Below are 20,824 nucleotides of genomic sequence, written 5' to 3'. Positions count from 1 at the left end.
AAGGATTTTTTTATATTAACTTGTTAAAGCTATATATAAACTTTTATTTCTTTTAAACTTTAAATGCATTAAAGGCACGTTAAATAGATTTTAAATTTAAAAATCATTTGGGTGGGCGTTAACATTTCTTTTTAAACAATAAAGAAACAAAAAACAAAAATAACAGAATAAGGCAATAAAATATAAAGGGCGGGGAATTAGAAAAAATTCATTCTAAAACACAGCCATTTAAATTTTTTATCTTTATTAAAATTCTAATTTTAGAATAAAATATAAAAGTTTAGAGGGAAACTATATAAATAAAAAATTTTTAACTTATTTTTTATCAACTTTTCCCGGACTTCGTCAAAGTTACAAAAGCACATAAAATTTATTTATTTAAGAATAGTTACAAATATAATCAATCTTTGCCGCTATTTAATATCGCAGCCTTTATCTTTACAGAATTGTATTGCTACTTCATTTCCTTCTCTAGCCATACCAATAATATGATTTTTTATTGTTTCTTTAAATTGTTCGTCAGCTAAATTGTATGCTGTATATAAATCATTATATGCATCTTCAAAATCTTTTTTGTTTTTATTTAGTTTTTTATTATTAATATTATTTAATAATTCTATTTTTATAACAGCTCTTCCAAGATAAAATTTAGATATATTAGGATTTAATTCTATAGACTTATTATAGTATTCTATAGACTCACTATATTTACCTTGTAATCCTTTAGTATTTCCTATATTAAAATAAGCTTCTGAATTATCAGGATTTAATTCTATTGATTTATTAAAATCTTCTATTGCCTCATCATATTTACCCTGATAGTTTTTAGAATTTCCTCTATTATTATATGCCACTGAATTATTAGGATTTAATTCTATTGATTTATTAAAATCTTTTATTGCTTCTTCTAAATAAGATATATTATTATCAATATCATATAAATTATTTTTAGCATTACCTCTATTACTATAAGCTTCCGAATAATTAGGATTTAATTCTATAGCCTTATCATAATATTCTATAGCTTTTTTATAAAGTCCTAATCTCAAATAGCTTGTTGCTTTACCAAAATAATTCTCTGCTTTATTTTGATTTAATTCTATAGCTTTATCATAATCTTTTATAGCTTCTCTATACATAGTAAGTTTATATTTCGATGTTGCTCTATTATAATAAGCATTTTCATTTTTATTATCCAAATTAATAATATCTGAAAAATATTTTTCTGCTAGTTTATAATCTTGAATATTAGCAGCTTGAATACCTAAATTTAATAAATTTGATATTTGCATATTTTTATTACTCTCATCTACTAATTTTTTCGTTTCTACTCTACTTTCTTCTTTTATATTTTCTATTGCATCATTATATTTTTTTTCTAATTCATTATATTTTGATTTTAAATTTTGAATTAACTCATTATGTTCACGCTCTACTATTCTTCTATTCTCTTTTAGAATATCATCTATATTAATAGTTATTTTTTTACTTTGATCCTCAAATTCTTTATTATATTCATCTTTAATGCTATTGATATAATCCGAAACTTCATCTTTTATATTTTTTAACTTTTTATTTATATCATCATCTATCTTTCCAAATTGTTCTTTTTTGAAATTATCAAAGTCTTTTTCCATTTCATTTTTTTTAATATCTATCTCTTTTTTCAAAATATTTAATTGTTCTTTAGACTGTTCCAAAACATTATTATTAATTAAAATTCCTGCAAAAGTAAATACAACCATTATCACTGATAAGAATGCAAACCAGAATGTTAGTACATCATTTGAATCTTTCATTGTTTCTGAAAGCGAAGCCTTTAATAAATCCAAACCTATTTCAAAAGATTTTTTTAATAAATCAAAACCATCTCCTTCACACATATTCATAATATTATTATTGTTTATTGATATTCTATCCATTGTACTTACAGATATTGAAGAAGTTTCATTACTAGATACTATGTTTTCATTTGTTTGATTATTTGTTGATACGGATAAATTATAAAATATATTAGACATGCTTTTTTCATATGATTGAAGAGCATTATTAAATCTGTTTTCTACATTTTTTGAATGTGTAAAATAAACACCGCTGAATAATAATAAAGATATGAGAAATAAAATTATAAAAAATATATTATAATATTTATGTAAAAACTCTAATACATCTTTTAATTTATCTCTATTCGATTTTTTATATAAAAAAAGCATTATGGCTAATATTATTAAAAAAGACAAATAATACATTACCAAATTTAAATTATTAATTATAATACTATTAAAATTACTAATATTCATATACAAACCCAATGGAAATATTATAAACAATATTTTGATTTTTATCTATGAAATTATATACAAATATTTACATTAAAAATAGTAAAAACTATATATAGTTACTTTTTAATAATTAAATGAATTATAAAAATTATTTGTAATAAAAATTAATTTTTATTATAATGAGCTTCTTTTACCTTCTTCCATATAGTGTTTAATTTCTTTTGCATAATAATATCAGGAATGAGTAACATAGCAGTAATTACTATAACAATAATAATGAGTGCCAATATAGTACCTGCAAATACTAATAATACTTCAGGATTCAAAGTAAAACTATCATATGCTCCTCCATAAAGTACTGCCATACCGCTTACCAATACTCCCATAACAAAAGCAAATATTAATCCTCCTATAATTGGCATACCTACAAATAATACAATAATAAATGAAACCATAACTGTTTGAGTAACATCATTTTTATCGTTTTCATCAATTTTTAAAGCTATTTCTTTATGAATAATATTTCCGTATTTATTATAGCAAAATATGCTGTAAAGATTGCATGTTATAATACTAAGTAAAAGTTCTAATGAAGGAGATATATCTTTTCTTTTGGTAAAATTCTTCACTTCTAAAGTAATATAATAAATCCAATAGAAATGGTATATTCCTAAAGTAAAGAAGTTTAGAAAAAACATTGTAGGGATTGATCTTACAGCACCTATATTCATAAAATTATTCCTATTGTTGCTATGCTCACCTCACCTTAAAGTAGTGAATAAGTAAACTTATTCACTGGCTCGGCTCACTTGTTTGTTGCTATGCACCCCAACACCTGCCAAAGGCACGCTTCGCGAGGTGGACTTCGTCGGCACGCTTCACGAAAGTGCATATTAAAAACCTATTTATTAAATGTGAAAACTTGTTAGTAATTAATAAAATCCAACAATATTGCCTCACTTCCTTTATTAGAAAAAAGATATACAACAAAATAATCATTTAATTTATTAAAATATCTACAAGTTTTATCTGCGAACCATGAACAAAGCCATAAATCGTACCTTTGCCGTCATTATCATCAGGAGGTAAGTAATACACTTCAATCCAGTTTTTTTCCCAATCACTTAAATCGCCGTTAATATCAACTTCCAATAAAAGTCCACCATTATTAATCATATCATTTTTCAAAATCTTTCCTATTATTTTTCCATTTGGTTTATCTCTTATATTCACATAATCATCTTTAGAATTATATTCAAGAATACTATAAATAGCTTCTCCTTTAAATTCATAATTATCCTTAGTAAAATACTCTGTTTTAATATCTCCCAATAGTTTGAAATTTACAAGCTCTCCATAAGCCTCTCTTCCTGCTTCACCTTCACCATAAAAAGAATAGTTTCTTATTGTTACCTCCGCCCTTACAGCTGATACTCCTAAAAATGCTTTATTCAAAGGAGATGGTAAATTTAAATTTTTATCATCTAATAAAACACCAAAGTCTAATCTTTCAAATTCTTTATAATCATCTATATTATGGGAATCTGTACTAAATAAAAAAGGCAAGTCAATATTATTATCAGGATAAAATCTTAAAGCATTATTAGTCTCAAAATCATCAGCTCTTTCAAGTACCCCTGTCAATGTAACCTCCCCATCAAAATAAATTTTAGCAGCAGAATAAGTGCCATCAAGTTTTTTTACTTTAAGTGTATTTTTTGTCATTTTACCATTATCACTTAAAAGTTCATTGAAGTGTGCCGCATCAGGCGGAAATGCCCATAAAAAATTAATGCTTAAAAGAAATAAAATAATTTTTTTCATTGAATAACTCCTGTTAATATATAAAAAATTACTCGCCAATAAGCTCTAGCAACTTCCTTTGTCAGTTGCTGCTCGTAATTTTTTATTCTGTTGATATGCTCTTTTAATAGCCTCCGTTTTCAAGTTTTATCTGTGAACCATGCACAAAGCCATGAATTGCATCTTTTCCGTCTTCAGCCTCTGGAGGAAGATAAAATACTTCAAGCCACTTTGTTTCGATATCTTGATAATTCTCATAATCAATACCTTCTCCATTGATAGATAATAAAATTCCACCATTATAAATCATATCTCTTTTCAAAATCTTTCCTATTATTTTTCCATTTGCTTTATCTCTTATATTCACATAATCATCTTTAGAATTATATTGAAGTTCGTTGTAAGAAACATCTCCTACATTATAATTATTTTTACTAAAATACCTTGTTTCTACATCACCTAAAGCCTTAAAACCTACAATATCACCGTAAGCCTCTCTAGATGCTTCACCTTCTCCATAAAAACGATAATTTCTAATTGTAACTTCAGCTCTTACAGCAGCAGTACCTAAAAATCTTTTATTCAAAGGTTCTGGTAATTTTACTTCAATATTTTTTAATAAAACACCGAATTCCAATCTGTCAAATTCAACGCCGCTAAAATCCCAAGAATCACCATATTTAAAAGCACCTTGATTTTTCAAATCCATTTCAGATGAAGCATATAAAAAAGGAAGATCTACATTATTATCAGGATAAAATCTTAAAGCAGTATAATTATTTCCCATATCATAATTATCAGATCTTTCAAGAACTCCTGTTAATGTAATCTCTCCATCAAAATAAACCATACCATAACTTTCTACATTATAGGCTTTAAGTGTATTTTTTGTCACTTTACCATCATCGCTTAAAAGTTCAGAAAAATATGCTTCACTAGGTGGAAATGCCCATAAAAAATTAATGCTTAAAAGAAATAAAATAATTTTTTTCATTGTAATAACTCCTATTGTTGCTATGCTCGCCCACCGAAGGTGCCTACTCGGTCGCCTTAAAGTAGTGAATAAGTAAACTTATTCACTGGCTTGGCTCGCTTGGTTGTTGTTATGTCACCCAAAGGGTGCCTACCAGGTCGCCCACCGAAGGTGCCTACTCGGTCGCCTTAAAGTAGTGAATAAGCACGTCTGTGCTCGGCTCACTTTTTTGTTATATAGTTTTCAAAATCTTGTAATTTTTTATTCTGTTGTTATGCCCCCGTAAGTGTGTCTTGCTGCATTTTTTATTATATATAAAAAACTTATTTTTTACTACATTCACAATTTTTTTATTAGTTATATATAGTTTTAATTTTCTATTATTTTATCTGTGAACTATGCACAAAGCCGTAAATTGCATCTTTTCCGTCTTTAGCATTTGGAGGCATATAATATACTTCACACCAATCTTTCTCTCCACTTCCATAATAATCATCAATAGCTAATAAAATCCCTCCATTATTAATCATATCGTTTTTCAAAATCTTTCCTATTACTTTTCCATTTGCTTTATCTCTTATATTCACATAATCATCTTTAGAATTATATTCAAGTTTAATATAATAAGAATTTCCAGCATGATAATAAACGTCAGAAGAATTATCTTTAGAAAAATATTCTATTTGTACATCATCAAGTAATTTAATATTTACAAGATCGCCATAAGCCTCTCTTCCTGCTTCACCTTCTCCATAAAAAGAATAGTTTCTTATTGTTACCTCCGCCCTTACAGCAGCAGCACCTAAAAATCTTTTATTTAAAGGTTCTGGTAATTTTACTTTAATATTTTCTAATAAAACTCCGAAGTCTAATCTTTCAAATTCTTTATAATCATCTATATTATGGTAAGATGTGCTAAATAAAAAAGGCAAATCAATATTATTATCAGGATAAAATCTTAAAGCACTATAAATAGTATCAACATCAGAATTATCAGTTCTTTCCAACACTCCTGTTAATGTAATTTCACCATCAAAATAAATTTGAGCAGCAGAATAAGTGCCGTCAAGTTTTTTTACTTTAAGTGTATTTTTTGTCACTTTACCATTATCACTTAAAAGTTCAGAAAAATACGCTTCACTAGGCGGAAATGCCCATAATAAATTAATGCTTAAAAGAAACAAAATAATTTTTTTCATGATAACTCCTTGCTTATAAATAACAATTATTAAATTCTTACTACTGATTAAAATTATAAGAATCAATAAATTTTATATTTTTGCAACTTTTTCCCGCCGCAAAAAGTTGCAAAAAGTGCATATTAAAAACCTATTTATTAAATGTAAAAACTTGTTAGTCTAAAGCTAGTAATTTTTTATCTTGTTGTTATACCCCATGCAAGTGTGTCTTACCTACATTTTTTATTATATATAAAAAACTTATTTTTTACTACATTCACAAGTTTTTTATTAGTTCTATATAGTTTTAATTTTTTCTTATCCTTATATATAAATTAAAACATAAATATTACAAATTTATAAAACATTCACTATTATACTATTTTATAACCGTATTCTTTTGCTATATCACTAGCTGTTTTACCTTCTTTATTTTTTATATTAAGATCAGGATTGAATTTTAATATCTCATCTACAAGAGGTTTATATTTAAAGGTTACAGCATACATTAATAAAGTGTTTCCTTTGTTATCCTGTGAATTGATATCTGCACCATTATCTGTTAATAGCTTTACAAATTTAATAACATTTTTAGTTGCTTCTTCTTGTTCTTTTTTTCTATTCCCTGTTATAAATTCACTTATGTCAGCATTAATTTTTCCAAACATATTATATGTCATATTTTTACCATAATCTATAGCATAAAAATATAATAATGTATAAAATAAAGCTGTTTTTCCTTCTTTGTCTTTTATATGAAGATTGGCATTTGCTGATAAGCACATATTTACTATTTCAATATTATAATCCTTAACAGCAAACATCAATGTTGTTATTCCTTCATTATCCTGAGCATTAACATCTGCGCCGTTTTCAATTAAAAACTTTACAATATTTTGGCTTTGGTATGCTAAAGAATATTGTATTAAAGCAGTTCTTCCAGTTATATCTTTTTTATTAACATCAATACCATTTTTTATTAGATAATCCATAGTTTCTATTTTACTAGCATAAAATAAAGCAGTAGCACCGTCATTATCTACAGTATTAAAATCAGGATTATATTTTTCAAATAATTTTAACATTTCAAGTTCATCTAAAGCAGCAGCCCAGAAAAATGCATTTCTTCCGCTATTATCTTTTATTTTAGTAACATCTGCATTATGTTCTAATAAAATTTTAACAGTTTCTATTTTTCTTCCTCTTATAGCATTCATTAAAGGAGTATATCCTTTTTCTTCATCTTGAACATTAATATTAACTTTATCAATTAATTTTTCAATTTCATCAATGTAATCATAATGGCAGGCATTCAAAAAATTTCTTTCATCTTGAGATATACCATAAGAAATATTTACCATTAAAACTATTCCAACAATAATTAAGACAATATATTTTTTTATCATTTGAATCCTATTATTATCAATAAAAATTGTTCGCTAACAAACTCTAGCAAATAAATTTGCTAGAGGCTCACAATTTTTATAAACTATATTTTATTATTACTATGCTAACCATAAGCGGACTTACCTACAGCATCGCCAATATAAGCCAGCAACTAAAGTTACTGGCTGCTATGTCTAACTTTTTATTATTCTTATCTTTTTGCACCAAGCTCTATTAATTTTTCTTTAGCCTCTTTTTTACGAGATAAAAGCAGAGCAGTTACTCCTAAATCATCCATGTGATTTACATCAAGACCTAAATCTTTTACTAAATATTCAAATACATCTATATTACGAAAATCCGCTGCTATAATAATTCCATTAGCATTATTGCCGGTTCTTGAATTAACTAAATTAGGATCATGTTCAACTAACATCTGTATAATTTCAACATTACCTGCACCGCAAGCCCAAAGAAAAGCATTTCTCTCTCTGCCGTCATAAATAGAAGGATCAGCACCATTATCAAGCAGATATCTTATCATATCTTTATTTCTACTAAGTACAGCTAATATGATAGGAGTTTCTTTATTAATCTCATAAGATCTATCTAATATAGAAACCTCATCCTTTATGGTTATTCCAGTATTAATATTTTCTTTGTTTATTAATTTTTTGAGACCTTCTAAATCATTATTTACTATAGCATCTAATATATTATTATTATTATTTGAACAAGATATAGTAAAGATACTCAATAAAAATGATAGAATTAAAATTAGTTTTTTCATTATACATCTCCATTATTGTATTGTTAATATTTTTATAAATATGCGTACTTACTTACTAATTTGGCATTAGCTTTATTATTTTTTAATATTATTTATGATGTTGTGTTTGAATATGCAATTAATGACATAATACAACTTTTCATAAAAATAAAACCTCATTTAATAATATATATTATCAAAATAAAAATGTCAATATAGGCATATATGGTATACACAAAAATAACTACATTTTGTAAATTTTAGTTTTTTCAATTTTATTGTTTGTCAATCAATACACTTTATGTAGAATTATCTACTTTTTTGCCGCACACGCTCTGCGGACTTCGTCAAAGTAGCTGCCACAGGCACGCTTCGCGAAAATGCAATTGCTAGAACTTTATATTTTAAGAATATCTATCAAATATGGTGTAATACCATAATTTTAGGTTAAAATGCAGTTGTTCGCGAAGCGTATCCGAGCCTGTCGAGGATATAAGGTTCTCGCCGCAGGCGGGCTTCGCCTTATACCAATACCGAAAGGTACCTTGCCTACGGCACGCAGAGCGTCGGTAAAAGAACTGGGGGTGTTACGAAGTACGCAGAGCGGTGGGGCTAGTCCCCACAAATAATAAAACTAATAAAATAATTTTTGACAGAATATAGTTGTTTAGGTATATACTATTTTTATATGAATAATTTAATATATATTTATGCAATTAAAAAAGGTGATAATATTAATAATACTATCACCTTTTATATTAAAGAAATTAAAACTTATTAATTTTCTTCTTTTTCATTTGACCAATTTTCTCTAGGCTCTTCTTTATCTTGAGGAGGCTCTTTACCTGTTTGTAAATATTCAATAGCAGCCTTCAACTGTTTATCATAACGAAGATCATATATCTCTTTATAATTATCTAAGTTTCTTTCGTTATATATTAAACGCTCAAGTAAATAATCGCTAGGCATTATATTTTGATTTCTTAATTCTTCTTTGAAAGCAGGCAAAGCAGTTGCATCTGAACTTTCATTAGGGTATTTTTTAGCATAAGCAGAAATCTGTCCGCCTTTTCTAAGCTCTGTTAACGCTGTTATATCAGTGCTTGTAAGTTTAGGCTCTACCACAACAAAGTCAGGAGTTAAACCTTTACCATGAAGTCTTCTTCCATTTGGTGTATAATAATGTGCTACAGTAAATTTGAAAGAAGTATTATCTCTAGCATCTAATGGAAGCACATACTGAACACTGAATTTTCCGAATGTAGTTTCACCCAAAAGTTTAGCTCTTCCGCTGTCTTGTAATGCACCTGAAAGTATTTCAGAAGCAGAAGCACTGTATTGATTAACTAAAACTAATGTATCGCCTTCAAGCCATTCATCGCCTTTCTTAGAAGCATAATAATCCTGATTTTCATTTCTGCTTCTTCCTCTTGTATAAACTATTTTTCCTTCAGATAGGAATTCTTCTACTATATTTATAGCAGTATCAAGTCTTCCGCCAGGATTGTTTCTTAAATCAAGAATAAGTTTTTTCATACCTTGTTTTTTAAGATCTATTAAAGCATTTTCTAAATCTCTAGCAGTATCATCACCGAAAGTAGTTATTCTTATATATCCTATATTATTATCAACCATTTTATATTTAACACTTTTTATTTCAATGATTGCTCTTGTAAGAGGATATTTAATAGGCTCAGCCACTCCTTCTCTTACTATAGTTAAAGTTACTTTACTGCCCTCTTTTCCTCTCATTATATTAGCAGCATTATCAACAGACATATCTTTTGTGCTTTTTCCGTCTATCTCTGTTATTATATCGCCTGATAATATACCAGCTTTTTCACCCGGACCATCTTCTATAGGAGAAACTACCATTAAGCCTTTATCAGCATTCTTTGAAATAGAAAGTCCTACTCCACCGTATTTACCAGACATTTCAGTATTTAATGCTGTATTTAATTCCTCATCAAGTAAAAATGTAAATGGGTCTTCAGTAGCTTCAAGCATACCTTTTATAGCACCATACATAAGTTTTTTTGTTGTTACACTATTAGTATCAACAAAATTCTGCTGTAATGTTGCAAATACTTTTTGGAACAATCTGCTGTAATAATAAAAATCATTATCAGACTGAGCATTTCCCTGCTGTGCTATTGCAAGCGAAGGACTTTTAAAATTGAAAAAAGAAATTGCTACTACAAAAATTAAAAGAAATATCCATAAAAGTCTTTCTTTGTTTTTCATCATGTCTAAAATCCTTATATTGAAAATATATGTATAAAAAATATATTAATCTTCTAAAATTTTATACCTTATATAAGTAAATTATAACATAAATAGTAAAAAATTTATATACATAAACTTTAAAATATTATGATAACTTTATATTATTTACTTTACTTTTAAAATTCTTTCTATATAATTAATATGTAATGCTTTATAATTAAATGGACATATTTATGAAATATACTAAAAATCTTATATTAGCTTCTATAATATTGTTAGTATCATTATCATGCAGCAACATGCCTACAGGAATAAAAGATAATCTAAAACTAAAAAATAGGGCCGGACGATATTCTCTTAAAGGCAATTTTAATAAAGATATAAAATTAGACTTTATAATATTTGAAACAGGAAATATAAATTTCATAGGAAGCAAAGGAGATACAGCAAATAATCTAGGAACTTATTTTTTGGGAGACACTGAAAGTACTAATAAAACATTTTCCTTCGATATAAAAGAAACTATAAATGGAATTGCTCCTAATAGCTATTTTATAGATTTTCTATACGGTAAATTTAGATATTCTAATAATGAGATTTATTTTCAAAAAACATCTGATAGTACAAATATAAAATTTTATGAAAGAGTAGGAATATATTATAGTCAAAATAAAAATAATAAAATCACCATATCTAAAAACAAAATTGAATGGAGTTATTTTACAGATGCTTATATTGATATATCTGATTCATATACTGAAGATAGAGTATTCACAAAAACAGTAGATTTCACAAATACTACCGGTGAAAATCATAGCTTTACTATAACATTTACTTTCACCGATAATTCAATAAAATTAAAATTTACTATAACAGATCCGGCATATAGTAAATACAATACAGAAGAAGAATATAGAATTGTTTGGGAATAAAAAATTTATAAGGTTATAATTTTATGATTAAAGTATCTGTAATTTTGCCAATATATAATGTAGAAAAATATCTGCCTAAATGTTTGGAAAGCATTATAAATCAAACATTAAAAGATATAGAGATAATATGTGTTAATGACTGCTCCTCTGATAATTCAGAAAATATAATAAAAGAATATGCCAAAAAAGATAATAGAATAAAACTTATAAATAATGAAAAAAATATTGGTGTAGGACTTTCAAGAAATATAGGTGTTAATTCAAGCAATGGAGAATATATTTCTTTTATAGATTCTGATGACTTTGTAGATAATAATTATTTAGAGAGTTTATATACCACAGCAAAAAAATATGATGCCGATATAGTTTTTACCAACAACATATATACAGTTAATGAAAGTAAAGGATATATAAAACCTTATTATCATAATAGATTAGAAAAATGGAAAAAAGATTTTAAAGATAAATGTTTTGAAGGAATAAGCAATTTTAATGTAAGCACAATAGAAAAAGAAAATACTCCTGAATATCCTCTTGTTGCTGTTTGGAATAAATTATATAAAAAAGCATTCATTACAAATAATAATTTAAAATTTCAAAATTATATAGTAGCTGAAGATAGTGAATTCTTTTATAAATATTTAGTTTATAATCCAAAAATGTATTACAATAATAATGCTAAATATTATTATGTTCAAAGAAAGTCATCAGCAGTTCATTCTATAGAAAAAGATGAAAAAACTGTATCGGATGCTTTATCCGTATTCAGCAATATATTTAACTTTTATAAAGAAAAAAATATTAATCTATTAAAAGAATCCAGTTATTATAATTTCAATTCTTTTTTATTTGTATTCAATAATTATAAAGCTGATAATAAAAATGAATTCTATAAAAAATGTCATGGACTAATGAAAAAATTAGATGTTGAAATAGACAGAGATAAACATGCATTTTATGCTTATAGTGTATATGTGATGAAAACTTATGATGATTATAATATATATTTAGAAAAGATTGAATCAATCAAGAAAAAAGTTTTTGATGCAGCTTGGTGGATACCTTCAATTACATTAAGAGAAAAATATAAAAAAACAAATCTCGATAAGCTTGCAAATAAAAATTGGAAATAATAAAATAAACTAATACTTGAAAAAACATTCAATTATACTATACTAATAAAATTAAAAATAATAAAAGGTATTGAAACTGAATAATGAAAAAAGAATATAAATATAGATTGACAGAAGATGATTTTATAGATTTTCAGCTTCATTATTTGAAATCAAATTCAAATATGAATTCATCAGTAAAAAAAACCATTATAATACTTGTAGTATTGTATATTGTAGTATTTGCATCTATGGCAATATATTTTAGAGATAATGCTTTTTTAATAGTAGTAATAGCTTTACTTGTATCTGCTTTTTCTATTCTTCAAATATTCACATATAAAAAACGCCTTGAAAAAAAGATTGTTAAAAAAGTAAAAGAGTATGTAAGAAGCGGTAAATTGGATAAAGTTTTCGGAGATAAAGAATTAACCATATATGATAATAAAGTAGTTTTCAAAGAAGAGAGAGGAACAAGCAGTTTCAATAAAGATGAAATTAAAAAAATAGACTCTACAAATAAATGTGTATTTTTTTATATAGATGAAATGTCTGCTATAATAATACCTAAACAGATATTGAGTTCTGAAGATATAGATTTTCTTTTATCATATAAGAAATAAATTTTAAATTATACTTGAAAAACTATTTATATTTATTATACTGTTTTTATTATGGTTATTGTAAAAATGAAATTAAAAGGCGATAAGATACATATCAAAGTATCAGGCGGAGATGTATTCACTATACCAAAAAACGGACTCTATGAACTGGATTTATACGAGGGAATGGAGCTTGAATACGATGAAATACCTCATATAAGATTCAGAGCTTTTGAATCTGCTGCAAGAAAATCTGCTGTATCAATATTGAAACGCGGATTTATAAGCGAGGGTATGCTTAGAGAGAAACTCACAAAAAAAGGGCATAAAAAAAGATTTATTAGGCATGCCGTAAATTACTGCAAAGAATATGATCTTATAGATGATAAAAGATTCGTAAAGATAGCAATTAATAGTTTAAAGCTTAAAGGCAAAAGCAAAAGACATATAATAGATTATTTAAAGAAAAATAAAGTAAAGCCAAGTTTGATAGAAAAAGCTCAAAATTCTATAAGCGATAAAATAGATGATAAAGCTTTAAAAGATGCTATAAGAAAATATTATAAACTATATGAACATAAAGAAAGAAAAGAAGATTATATTATAAAGACATTGATGCGTAAGGGTTTTAAATACGATAGAATCAAAACTCTAGTAAGAAAATATATAGATAAAAAAGAAAATTATAAAGATTAATTAACACAAAATCATATTCAATATTGAATTATCAAAATAAAATAATATAATATAAAAAAATATTTATTGGGACTTACCTATATGATAGATAATAAAGTTAAAGAGCTTGCCAGAAAAATAGAAACTGAATCAAAAAAACTAGACAAAAAAATAAAAGATATAGAAAAAATTAAATTATCAATAACTAAAGATTTAAAAAAGAATGTTAAAGAATTAAAAACAAATCAATTAAAAAAACTTCAGGAAGAGAAGAAAAATATTACAGATAAAGTAAAAGAAATGAAGTCTAATCTTTTAAATGCAAGAAAAGAAAATACCACAGAAGAAGTAAATAAAAAAATAGATGAAAAAAAGAGAAATATAGAAAATAATGCAAACAAAAAACCTATAGATAAAACAGCAAAAAAAATCATGAATATGATGGCTTTATACAATAAGAATGCCAATAAAAAACTTATAGAAATTCTTATTACAGTCAAAGAAGAAGATTTAATAAAAGAAACTAATGCATATTTCAAATCTGTGCTTGGAACATTTAAACATATTATTCAATGCGATATATATTTCTTTAATGTATACAGAAAATATTCAAGCAAAAAGAAAATAGAAAATGAAGATATATTAAACTATCTGAATGAAGATTTTACTTTCAATATAAATATAGATGAAGATTTAAACAGTTTAATAGATATAAGAAAAAAATTAGATGATGTTATAATAGCCATTGTTAATAGTATAGAAGATTTTAATATATCAGGAAAAGTAATTATTCCTAATGCGGTAATAAAAAAGCCTAGATATCATTTAATAATGCATGCCTTAAATCATGGAACTCATCATAGAGGAGAGATTTCTGTAATGCTTGATCAAATGGAATATAAAAACGATTATTCAAATTTAATGACTATGATATAAAAAATTAATATATAGCTAAACAAATATATTTTGTCAATTTTTGCTTTTTTATTAATTTAAATAATATTTTTTTATAATATAAAATATTATTTAGTATTACTTAAATATGTTTTATATGTAATATAAATTATTGATTTTTATACAATAATGAGTAATCAGCCGCACGTATAGATGGCGTTTGATAATATGAAACGGTACCGTGCGGGAAGGTGCCGCAGCTCGCGGTTGAGAAACTTTAAAATTTTCAGTACATAATAAAACAGATATGCAAATAAATACCAAGCATATCTGTTTTTTTATTTAATTAATAACAAATATTATTTTAAAAGACCTAATATATATAAAACAAGATCATTAAAATCAAGATTTATATGCCTGGCCATTGCAGGTATATCAGAAGTATTTGTCATACCGCCTTGAGTATTTACTTCCATAAGATAAACTTCATTATCATCGCCGACTATAGCATCTATTCTTGAAAGTCCGCTGCAGCCTAAAACTCTATAAGCCTTCTTACATGTTTCTACCACTTTGTTTTCCATTTCTTTTGATAATTTGGCAGGCATTTCCATTTCTGTTTTTCCTGGTGTATATTTTGCCTCATAATCGTATATTTCATTTTTAGGATTTATCCCTAATATTGGAAAGACATAAGTATTATCATCATCTTGTTTTACTAATCCAACTGTAATCTCTTTTCCTTTTATATAAGGCTCTAAAAAATAATTTTGAATATCTTTTATATCTTTTACTACATTTTCAAATTCTGATTTTGTCTTTATCAAATGAACTCCCACACTTGAGCCGTCTGATATAGGCTTTAATATTATAGGGAAATTAAAAGAAAGTAAGCTTCCTTTCACATTATTATCATTAATTTCTTTAACATCTTTAAGAATCATAAAATCTGCAGTAGATACATTTGATGACTTCCATATTCTTTTAGTATAAACCTTATTCATACAAACGGCACTTACTAAAATATTTTCACCTGTATATTTAATATTAAGACTCTCCAAAAGACCCTGAATAGTTCCGTCCTCTCCTGAAGTACCATGCAAAATATTGTAGCAGTATTCAATATTATTTTCTTTCAATGTTTTTACCAACTCATAAGAATCTTTAACATCTATTAAAATACAATTATCTTTAATTTCATCGAAGCTGGTTAATGCCTTATAAACATTCTGTCCGCTTCTGAGTGAAACTTCTCTTTCGGAGCTTAATCCGCCATGCAAAACTGCTATTTTTTTATTTTTAAACCTATTTAAAATATTTTGTTTTAATTCACTGTTTAATATCATTTTATATACCTATTATATTTAATTGTACTTATCAAAAAATAATCTTAATTTTATTATATCGTATAATTTTATATTTTTATAATGAAATTTTTAAATTGAACAATTATTTTAATATGAAAAATAGTTATAAATTACCATTTACTTTATTATAAATAAGGTTTATTATATAAAACACTATGAACGCTGATTTGAATAATAATATAGTAAAGAATTCTGTTTCTAAGATAAGTGCAGTTATATGCATAATATGTGCTAGTTCTGCAATAGCTGTCTTAGTGCTTTTAATAATTAATTCTAAAACTGCAAGGGAAATTACTTCATTTTCTCTATACTCAAGTTTTTTAACAATATTTTATATAATAAATTCAATATATCATTTTTTCCCTTTTAATAATAAAGCAAAAAAGGTTTTTTATATATTATCCCATGCTTTTTTTATTATGATGATATGGGGAGTGTACATTCCGCCATGTTTAATATCATTACAAAATGGTTGGGGCTGGAGCTTCTTTGGTATTATTACAGGACTTTGCGCACTAGGTATTACTTTAAGAAGCGTATTCGGATACAGATGGCGAGGCGCTACTGAAACAATATATTATTTTTTATTAAATTGGGTTTGGCTTATAGCTATATCAAAAATAGCTACTGCCGTAGGAGAATACGGAGCGATATTATATTTAACAGGTTTTCTTCTTTTGAATATAGCAATGGTATTTTATAGGCTTGCTATGTATGAAGCAAACAGAAGATATACTTTATTTTTACCTTTATTTTACTCACTTTTAATAATATCTAATGTATGTCATGCAGTTTTTATGTTTAGATATGTTGCTAACATTTTCTAATTTTGTTATATTTTATATATGAAAAATACATATTGAGGGGGAGGAGATAAAATATGATTAAAGAAAGACTAAGCGACTATATTCAAAATACTATAAAAGAAAATTGGGATATTAATGCATTAGCTGATTACGGTACTAATAATATATTAAAATATTCTGATATAGCTAAAAATATTCTAAAAATACATATAGGTTTTAAAAAGCTTGATATACATAAAGGTGAAAAAATAGCTCTATGCGGTGCTAATTCCGTTAATTGGGCTTTAACATACATATCTATAGTAAGCTACGGAGCTGTGGTTGTTCCTATACTTGTAGACTTCTCAAAAGAAGATATAGCATCAATATTAAAAGATTCAGGAGTTAAGTTTTTATTTGCTGATTCTCATATTTTAAAAGGAATCGACTCAAATACTTTATCGCTTCTCACTAAATCTTTTCATTTACATAATTTCGATACTTTCACTATAGAAGAAGAAAATGCAGAAGAAAAAAAAGAAAGTAATAAAAAAATAGAAAATATATTCAGCGATATAGAAATCGAAGATATAAAAAAAGAAGATTTTAATCTTACTATATTTGAAAATGACACTTTAGCTACTATAATATATACTTCAGGAACTACAGGATTCAGTAAAGGAGTTATGCTTAATCATAATTCATTAGCTGCTAATATAAGATTTGCTATTAATAATATGCCTATAAAGCCTAATGATCATATACTTTCTTTCCTTCCTCTTGCCCATGTATTCGGATGTTTATTCGACTTTTTATTTCCATTCTCAAGAGGGGCATGCATATATATGCTTAATGCGATACCTAGTCCTAATATATTACTTAAAGCATTCGATGAGGTAAAACCAAATCTTATATTGATGGTTCCTCTTATCATAGAAAAAATTTATCTTAAAAAAATACTTCCTACTATAAGCAAGCCTTTAGTTTCTAATTTATTAAAATTGCCTATTATATCATCTATACTAAAATCAAAAATAAGAAATACTCTAACTCAATCTTTCGGCGGAAATTTCCATGAGGTTATAATAGGAGGAAGTGCTTTAAATAGCGATGTAGAAAAATTTCTTATGGATATAGGTTTTAAATTCACAGTAGGATATGGTATGACTGAATGCGGACCTTTAATAAGTTACGGACCTTGGGATAAGCATGTGCCTAGAAGCTGCGGATGCATAATAGACACTTTAGAAGTAAAAATAGATGCTGAAAAAGAAGGCGATGTCGGTGAGATTATGGTTAAGGGTGAAAATGTTATGCTTGGATATTATAAAAACTACAAAGCAACTGCTGATGTACTTTCTAAAGACGGATGGCTTAGAACTGGGGATTTAGGGGTGCTTGGCGAAAACAACAGAATATTTATCAGAGGAAGAAGCAAGAATATGCTCCTTGGTGCCAGCGGACAGAATATTTATCCTGAAGAGATTGAAAGCAAGTTAAATGCTATGCCTTATATATTAGAGTCTTTAGTTTTACAAAGGGATAATAAACTTCATGCTTTACTATATTTGGATGCTGAAAGAATAAGAGATGAAAAATTAAGCGAAGAAGAAGTTAATAAACTTATAGAAAACAACAGAATAGAAGTTAATAAACTGCTTCCTGAATTTGGAAGGATATCAGGATTTACTATCCAAAAAGAAGAGTTTATAAAGAATCCTACTAAGAAAATAAAAAGGTTCTTATATAAATAAAAACTAGAAATAAAGGGTTTGAATATATATTTATTCAAACCTTTTTCATTTGAATTATTTTTCAATCCCGCCCTTCAGGATTTTTAATTATACTTGTCATTTAAACTTCATTTTTCTTTTTAATGTTAATCTGTTATTTTAGCTGCCCGCCCAAGATCTGATTAAATTTATTACTTTCACAAAGCACGCAGAGAAAAGTTTTAAACTTATGATTAATTAAAAATAATAATTTAAATAAAAAATAAAAATTGGTTCACCGTGCGTTAATAAAAATTTTAAACCTAATTAAAACTTGGGTGGGGGCTATAATTTATCATCAAGCAATAAAATAATTTTAAATGATAGTTTTACTAATAAAAAATAAATTATGTTTATAATTAATAAAATTTTAATTTTCATAAAACTATATCCAATTATAACAAAAATGAGGAATATAAAATGGGTTTCAAGGAATGTTTAGTAATATTTATAGATATTTTAGGTACTAGAAACAATAATAGTTTTGAAAGCTTATATGATATTAATTTGTTTTTCAGATATTTAACAAAAGAGCAAGAAAAAATAGATGATTATAATATTAATGCTCATAGAATATATAAAAGAACTGTATTTTCATTTTCGGATTGTTGCTATATCATATATGATTATAAAGAAGGTATAAAAGAAAATATAAAAGATAATATTAAACTTTCTTGGATTGCTTTGTATAATACAAATGTTATGCTTGAAAAACTAATATCTGAAGGATATGTATTTAGAGGAGGGATAACATTTGGAAATGTTTACTATGATAAGGAAAAAAATATAGTTTTTGGACCAGCTGTCTCAGAGGCATATGAATTAGAAAGTAAATATGCCAAACATCCAAGAGTTTTAATAGAGGAAAATTTGGCAAAACAAATAATATCTTTTCATAATAGTAATGATGAAAACTTGAAAATAGTCAAAGAAGAAATAAAACAAATTTATCCAGGGTACATTCTTTCAGATAATGGAGAAATAATAAAGCAAGATATTGATGATAAAAAATACTATCTCCACTACTTAAATTATATTGATAATTTCATGAATAATAAATATATATTTTTTAATATTGCAGATATGATTATAAAAAATATGGAGAAATGTTATTCTAAATCTAATTTTTATGTTTTGGGGAAATATATATGGTTATATAAATATATATACAATTTAGAGTACACACAAAGAATTATCAAAGAAGATATAGAAAGTGCAATTGAAAAAAGTAAAGTTAATTTATTAGCTGCTGGTCTATATTTAGAATATGATTTTAAATATTATTATTTAGGAAAAGATATTTATCCTTTAGATAATATAGAAAAATATTTTATAAAATGTGAAAAATTATGCAAATGGATTACTGATTATAATGACTATATAATAAATAATAATAAAGTTATATTAATTCTTAATGAAAAAGAAAATAATTTTATCAAAAATAATAGCAAAAATACCGTAGAATATATAAAAAATCTCATAAAAGAAAAAATACCTAATCAATAAATTATCTAAAATATAAATATTATATATACATAAAATAGTCTAACTAGCTTAATAATTACATATTAAATCTTATAATATTTTTATACAAAAATTATTAAAAAATATAAATCATTAGGAACTTTTATTTGTATAATTCGTCTAATAAAGCAAATACAACATTTAATTAAAAAGGGGTTATTATTATGAGACGTATTTTTAGTATTATTTTATTTACAGTTATTTTATCAGTATCAGTATATGCAAAAGAAAAAAAATATGACTGGAAAGATTATAACGGAAAATGCAATTATGAATATTTTATTTATAATGAAGCAGGACTTACACAGGAACAATTAGCAGAAGTTATGAAATTAAAAGCAGAATATCAATCAAGATTCCATGACTTAAAAGAAAAAATTTATTTAGAAAAAACTAAAATGGATTTAGAAATGTCTAAAAAGAATTCTGATCCTAATGTTATAAGCAATTCTATGAATTTAAATATTCAGTATTCAAAAGAACTTCAAGATTTAGCAGATGAATTTTTAGCAAAATATAATGATATAAAAAATAATAAATAAAT

18 protein-coding genes are annotated in these 20,824 nt (G+C 25.7%); 9 read left to right on the top strand and 9 right to left on the bottom strand.

Annotated elements, in window-relative coordinates; genetic code table 11:
• Positions 1-413 precede the first annotated feature (413 nt).
• The 8 genes from BRSU_RS13415 to BRSU_RS13380 all read right to left on the bottom strand — a co-directional run bounded on the left by BRSU_RS13415 (position 414) and on the right by BRSU_RS13380 (position 10,638).
• Positions 414-2,300: a tetratricopeptide repeat protein gene (locus tag BRSU_RS13415; protein ID WP_048596092.1), complete on the bottom strand. Its 1,887-nt coding sequence runs from the start codon at positions 2,298-2,300 to the stop codon at positions 414-416.
• 146 nt (positions 2,301-2,446) lie between these two features.
• A complete protein-coding gene (locus BRSU_RS13410; protein ID WP_048596091.1) occupies positions 2,447-3,013 on the bottom strand; it encodes a DUF4234 domain-containing protein in 567 nt (188 codons plus the stop codon).
• Between the two features lie 268 nt (positions 3,014-3,281).
• Positions 3,282-4,106, bottom strand: a complete 825-nt coding sequence (locus BRSU_RS13405) for a hypothetical protein (RefSeq protein ID WP_048596090.1) — start codon at positions 4,104-4,106, stop codon at positions 3,282-3,284.
• A 103-nt stretch (positions 4,107-4,209) separates the two neighbouring features.
• On the bottom strand, positions 4,210-5,079 hold the full coding sequence (locus BRSU_RS13400; RefSeq protein WP_048596089.1) for a hypothetical protein: 870 nt from the start codon (positions 5,077-5,079) through the stop codon (positions 4,210-4,212).
• A gap of 359 nt (positions 5,080-5,438) precedes the next feature.
• Positions 5,439-6,257, bottom strand: a complete 819-nt coding sequence (locus BRSU_RS13395; protein WP_048596088.1) for a hypothetical protein — start codon at positions 6,255-6,257, stop codon at positions 5,439-5,441.
• A gap of 353 nt (positions 6,258-6,610) precedes the next feature.
• Positions 6,611-7,642: an ankyrin repeat domain-containing protein gene (locus BRSU_RS13390; RefSeq protein ID WP_048596087.1), complete on the bottom strand. Its 1,032-nt coding sequence runs from the start codon at positions 7,640-7,642 to the stop codon at positions 6,611-6,613.
• Positions 7,643-7,833: 191 nt separating this feature from the next.
• On the bottom strand, positions 7,834-8,412 hold the full coding sequence (locus BRSU_RS13385) for an ankyrin repeat domain-containing protein (RefSeq protein WP_047108528.1): 579 nt from the start codon (positions 8,410-8,412) through the stop codon (positions 7,834-7,836).
• 756 nt (positions 8,413-9,168) lie between these two features.
• Positions 9,169-10,638, bottom strand: coding sequence for a S41 family peptidase (locus BRSU_RS13380; RefSeq protein ID WP_048596086.1), 1,470 nt, complete (start codon positions 10,636-10,638; stop codon positions 9,169-9,171).
• Between the two features lie 212 nt (positions 10,639-10,850).
• Here BRSU_RS13380 and BRSU_RS13375 point away from each other — a divergent pair, with 212 nt between their 5' ends.
• From BRSU_RS13375 to BRSU_RS13355, 5 genes are all read left to right on the top strand, one after another.
• Positions 10,851-11,549, top strand: a complete 699-nt coding sequence (locus BRSU_RS13375) for a hypothetical protein (RefSeq protein ID WP_048596085.1) — start codon at positions 10,851-10,853, stop codon at positions 11,547-11,549.
• 23 nt (positions 11,550-11,572) lie between these two features.
• The gene (locus BRSU_RS13370) at positions 11,573-12,682 is read left to right on the top strand and encodes a glycosyltransferase family 2 protein (protein WP_048596084.1); all 1,110 of its coding nucleotides are present in this window, start codon (positions 11,573-11,575) and stop codon (positions 12,680-12,682) included.
• 83 nt (positions 12,683-12,765) lie between these two features.
• On the top strand, positions 12,766-13,284 hold the full coding sequence (locus tag BRSU_RS13365; protein WP_048596083.1) for a YcxB family protein: 519 nt from the start codon (positions 12,766-12,768) through the stop codon (positions 13,282-13,284).
• Between the two features lie 66 nt (positions 13,285-13,350).
• Positions 13,351-13,959, top strand: a complete 609-nt coding sequence (locus tag BRSU_RS13360; protein ID WP_048596082.1) for a regulatory protein RecX — start codon at positions 13,351-13,353, stop codon at positions 13,957-13,959.
• A gap of 81 nt (positions 13,960-14,040) precedes the next feature.
• On the top strand, positions 14,041-14,874 hold the full coding sequence (locus BRSU_RS13355; protein WP_048596081.1) for a DinB family protein: 834 nt from the start codon (positions 14,041-14,043) through the stop codon (positions 14,872-14,874).
• Between the two features lie 317 nt (positions 14,875-15,191).
• Here BRSU_RS13355 and BRSU_RS13350 read toward each other — a convergent pair whose 3' ends face one another.
• Positions 15,192-16,178: a D-alanine--D-alanine ligase family protein gene (locus BRSU_RS13350; protein ID WP_048596080.1), complete on the bottom strand. Its 987-nt coding sequence runs from the start codon at positions 16,176-16,178 to the stop codon at positions 15,192-15,194.
• Positions 16,179-16,354: 176 nt separating this feature from the next.
• Here BRSU_RS13350 and trhA point away from each other — a divergent pair, with 176 nt between their 5' ends.
• From trhA to BRSU_RS13330, 4 genes are all read left to right on the top strand, one after another.
• Positions 16,355-17,026, top strand: a complete 672-nt coding sequence (gene trhA / locus BRSU_RS13345) for a PAQR family membrane homeostasis protein TrhA (RefSeq protein ID WP_048596079.1) — start codon at positions 16,355-16,357, stop codon at positions 17,024-17,026.
• Between the two features lie 53 nt (positions 17,027-17,079).
• The gene (locus BRSU_RS13340) at positions 17,080-18,738 is read left to right on the top strand and encodes an AMP-binding protein (RefSeq protein WP_048596078.1); all 1,659 of its coding nucleotides are present in this window, start codon (positions 17,080-17,082) and stop codon (positions 18,736-18,738) included.
• A gap of 438 nt (positions 18,739-19,176) precedes the next feature.
• Positions 19,177-20,262: a hypothetical protein gene (locus BRSU_RS13335; protein WP_048596077.1), complete on the top strand. Its 1,086-nt coding sequence runs from the start codon at positions 19,177-19,179 to the stop codon at positions 20,260-20,262.
• Between the two features lie 182 nt (positions 20,263-20,444).
• Complete coding sequence (locus BRSU_RS13330) at positions 20,445-20,822, top strand: hypothetical protein (protein ID WP_048596076.1); 378 nt, start codon at positions 20,445-20,447, stop codon at positions 20,820-20,822.
• The last annotated feature ends 2 nt before the right edge of the window (positions 20,823-20,824 follow it).

The sequence above is a fragment of the Brachyspira suanatina genome, from assembly GCF_001049755.1.
Lineage (GTDB): Bacteria > Spirochaetota > Brachyspiria > Brachyspirales > Brachyspiraceae > Brachyspira > Brachyspira suanatina.
The sequence above is the reverse complement of the archived record's forward strand: the minus strand, read 5'-3'. Positions and strand labels throughout refer to the sequence as shown.

Coding starts and splice junctions, on each gene's coding strand:
- BRSU_RS13415 (WP_048596092.1), bottom strand. CDS start 2,300: ATGAATATTAGTAATTTTAATAGTATTATAATTAATAATTTAAATTTG.
- BRSU_RS13410 (WP_048596091.1), bottom strand. CDS start 3,013: ATGAATATAGGTGCTGTAAGATCAATCCCTACAATGTTTTTTCTAAAC.
- BRSU_RS13405 (WP_048596090.1), bottom strand. CDS start 4,106: ATGAAAAAAATTATTTTATTTCTTTTAAGCATTAATTTTTTATGGGCA.
- BRSU_RS13400 (WP_048596089.1), bottom strand. CDS start 5,079: ATGAAAAAAATTATTTTATTTCTTTTAAGCATTAATTTTTTATGGGCA.
- BRSU_RS13395 (WP_048596088.1), bottom strand. CDS start 6,257: ATGAAAAAAATTATTTTGTTTCTTTTAAGCATTAATTTATTATGGGCA.
- BRSU_RS13390 (WP_048596087.1), bottom strand. CDS start 7,642: ATGATAAAAAAATATATTGTCTTAATTATTGTTGGAATAGTTTTAATG.
- BRSU_RS13385 (WP_047108528.1), bottom strand. CDS start 8,412: ATGAAAAAACTAATTTTAATTCTATCATTTTTATTGAGTATCTTTACT.
- BRSU_RS13380 (WP_048596086.1), bottom strand. CDS start 10,638: ATGATGAAAAACAAAGAAAGACTTTTATGGATATTTCTTTTAATTTTT.
- BRSU_RS13375 (WP_048596085.1), top strand. CDS start 10,851: ATGAAATATACTAAAAATCTTATATTAGCTTCTATAATATTGTTAGTA.
- BRSU_RS13370 (WP_048596084.1), top strand. CDS start 11,573: ATGATTAAAGTATCTGTAATTTTGCCAATATATAATGTAGAAAAATAT.
- BRSU_RS13365 (WP_048596083.1), top strand. CDS start 12,766: ATGAAAAAAGAATATAAATATAGATTGACAGAAGATGATTTTATAGAT.
- BRSU_RS13360 (WP_048596082.1), top strand. CDS start 13,351: ATGAAATTAAAAGGCGATAAGATACATATCAAAGTATCAGGCGGAGAT.
- BRSU_RS13355 (WP_048596081.1), top strand. CDS start 14,041: ATGATAGATAATAAAGTTAAAGAGCTTGCCAGAAAAATAGAAACTGAA.
- BRSU_RS13350 (WP_048596080.1), bottom strand. CDS start 16,178: ATGATATTAAACAGTGAATTAAAACAAAATATTTTAAATAGGTTTAAA.
- trhA (WP_048596079.1), top strand. CDS start 16,355: ATGAACGCTGATTTGAATAATAATATAGTAAAGAATTCTGTTTCTAAG.
- BRSU_RS13340 (WP_048596078.1), top strand. CDS start 17,080: ATGATTAAAGAAAGACTAAGCGACTATATTCAAAATACTATAAAAGAA.
- BRSU_RS13335 (WP_048596077.1), top strand. CDS start 19,177: ATGGGTTTCAAGGAATGTTTAGTAATATTTATAGATATTTTAGGTACT.
- BRSU_RS13330 (WP_048596076.1), top strand. CDS start 20,445: ATGAGACGTATTTTTAGTATTATTTTATTTACAGTTATTTTATCAGTA.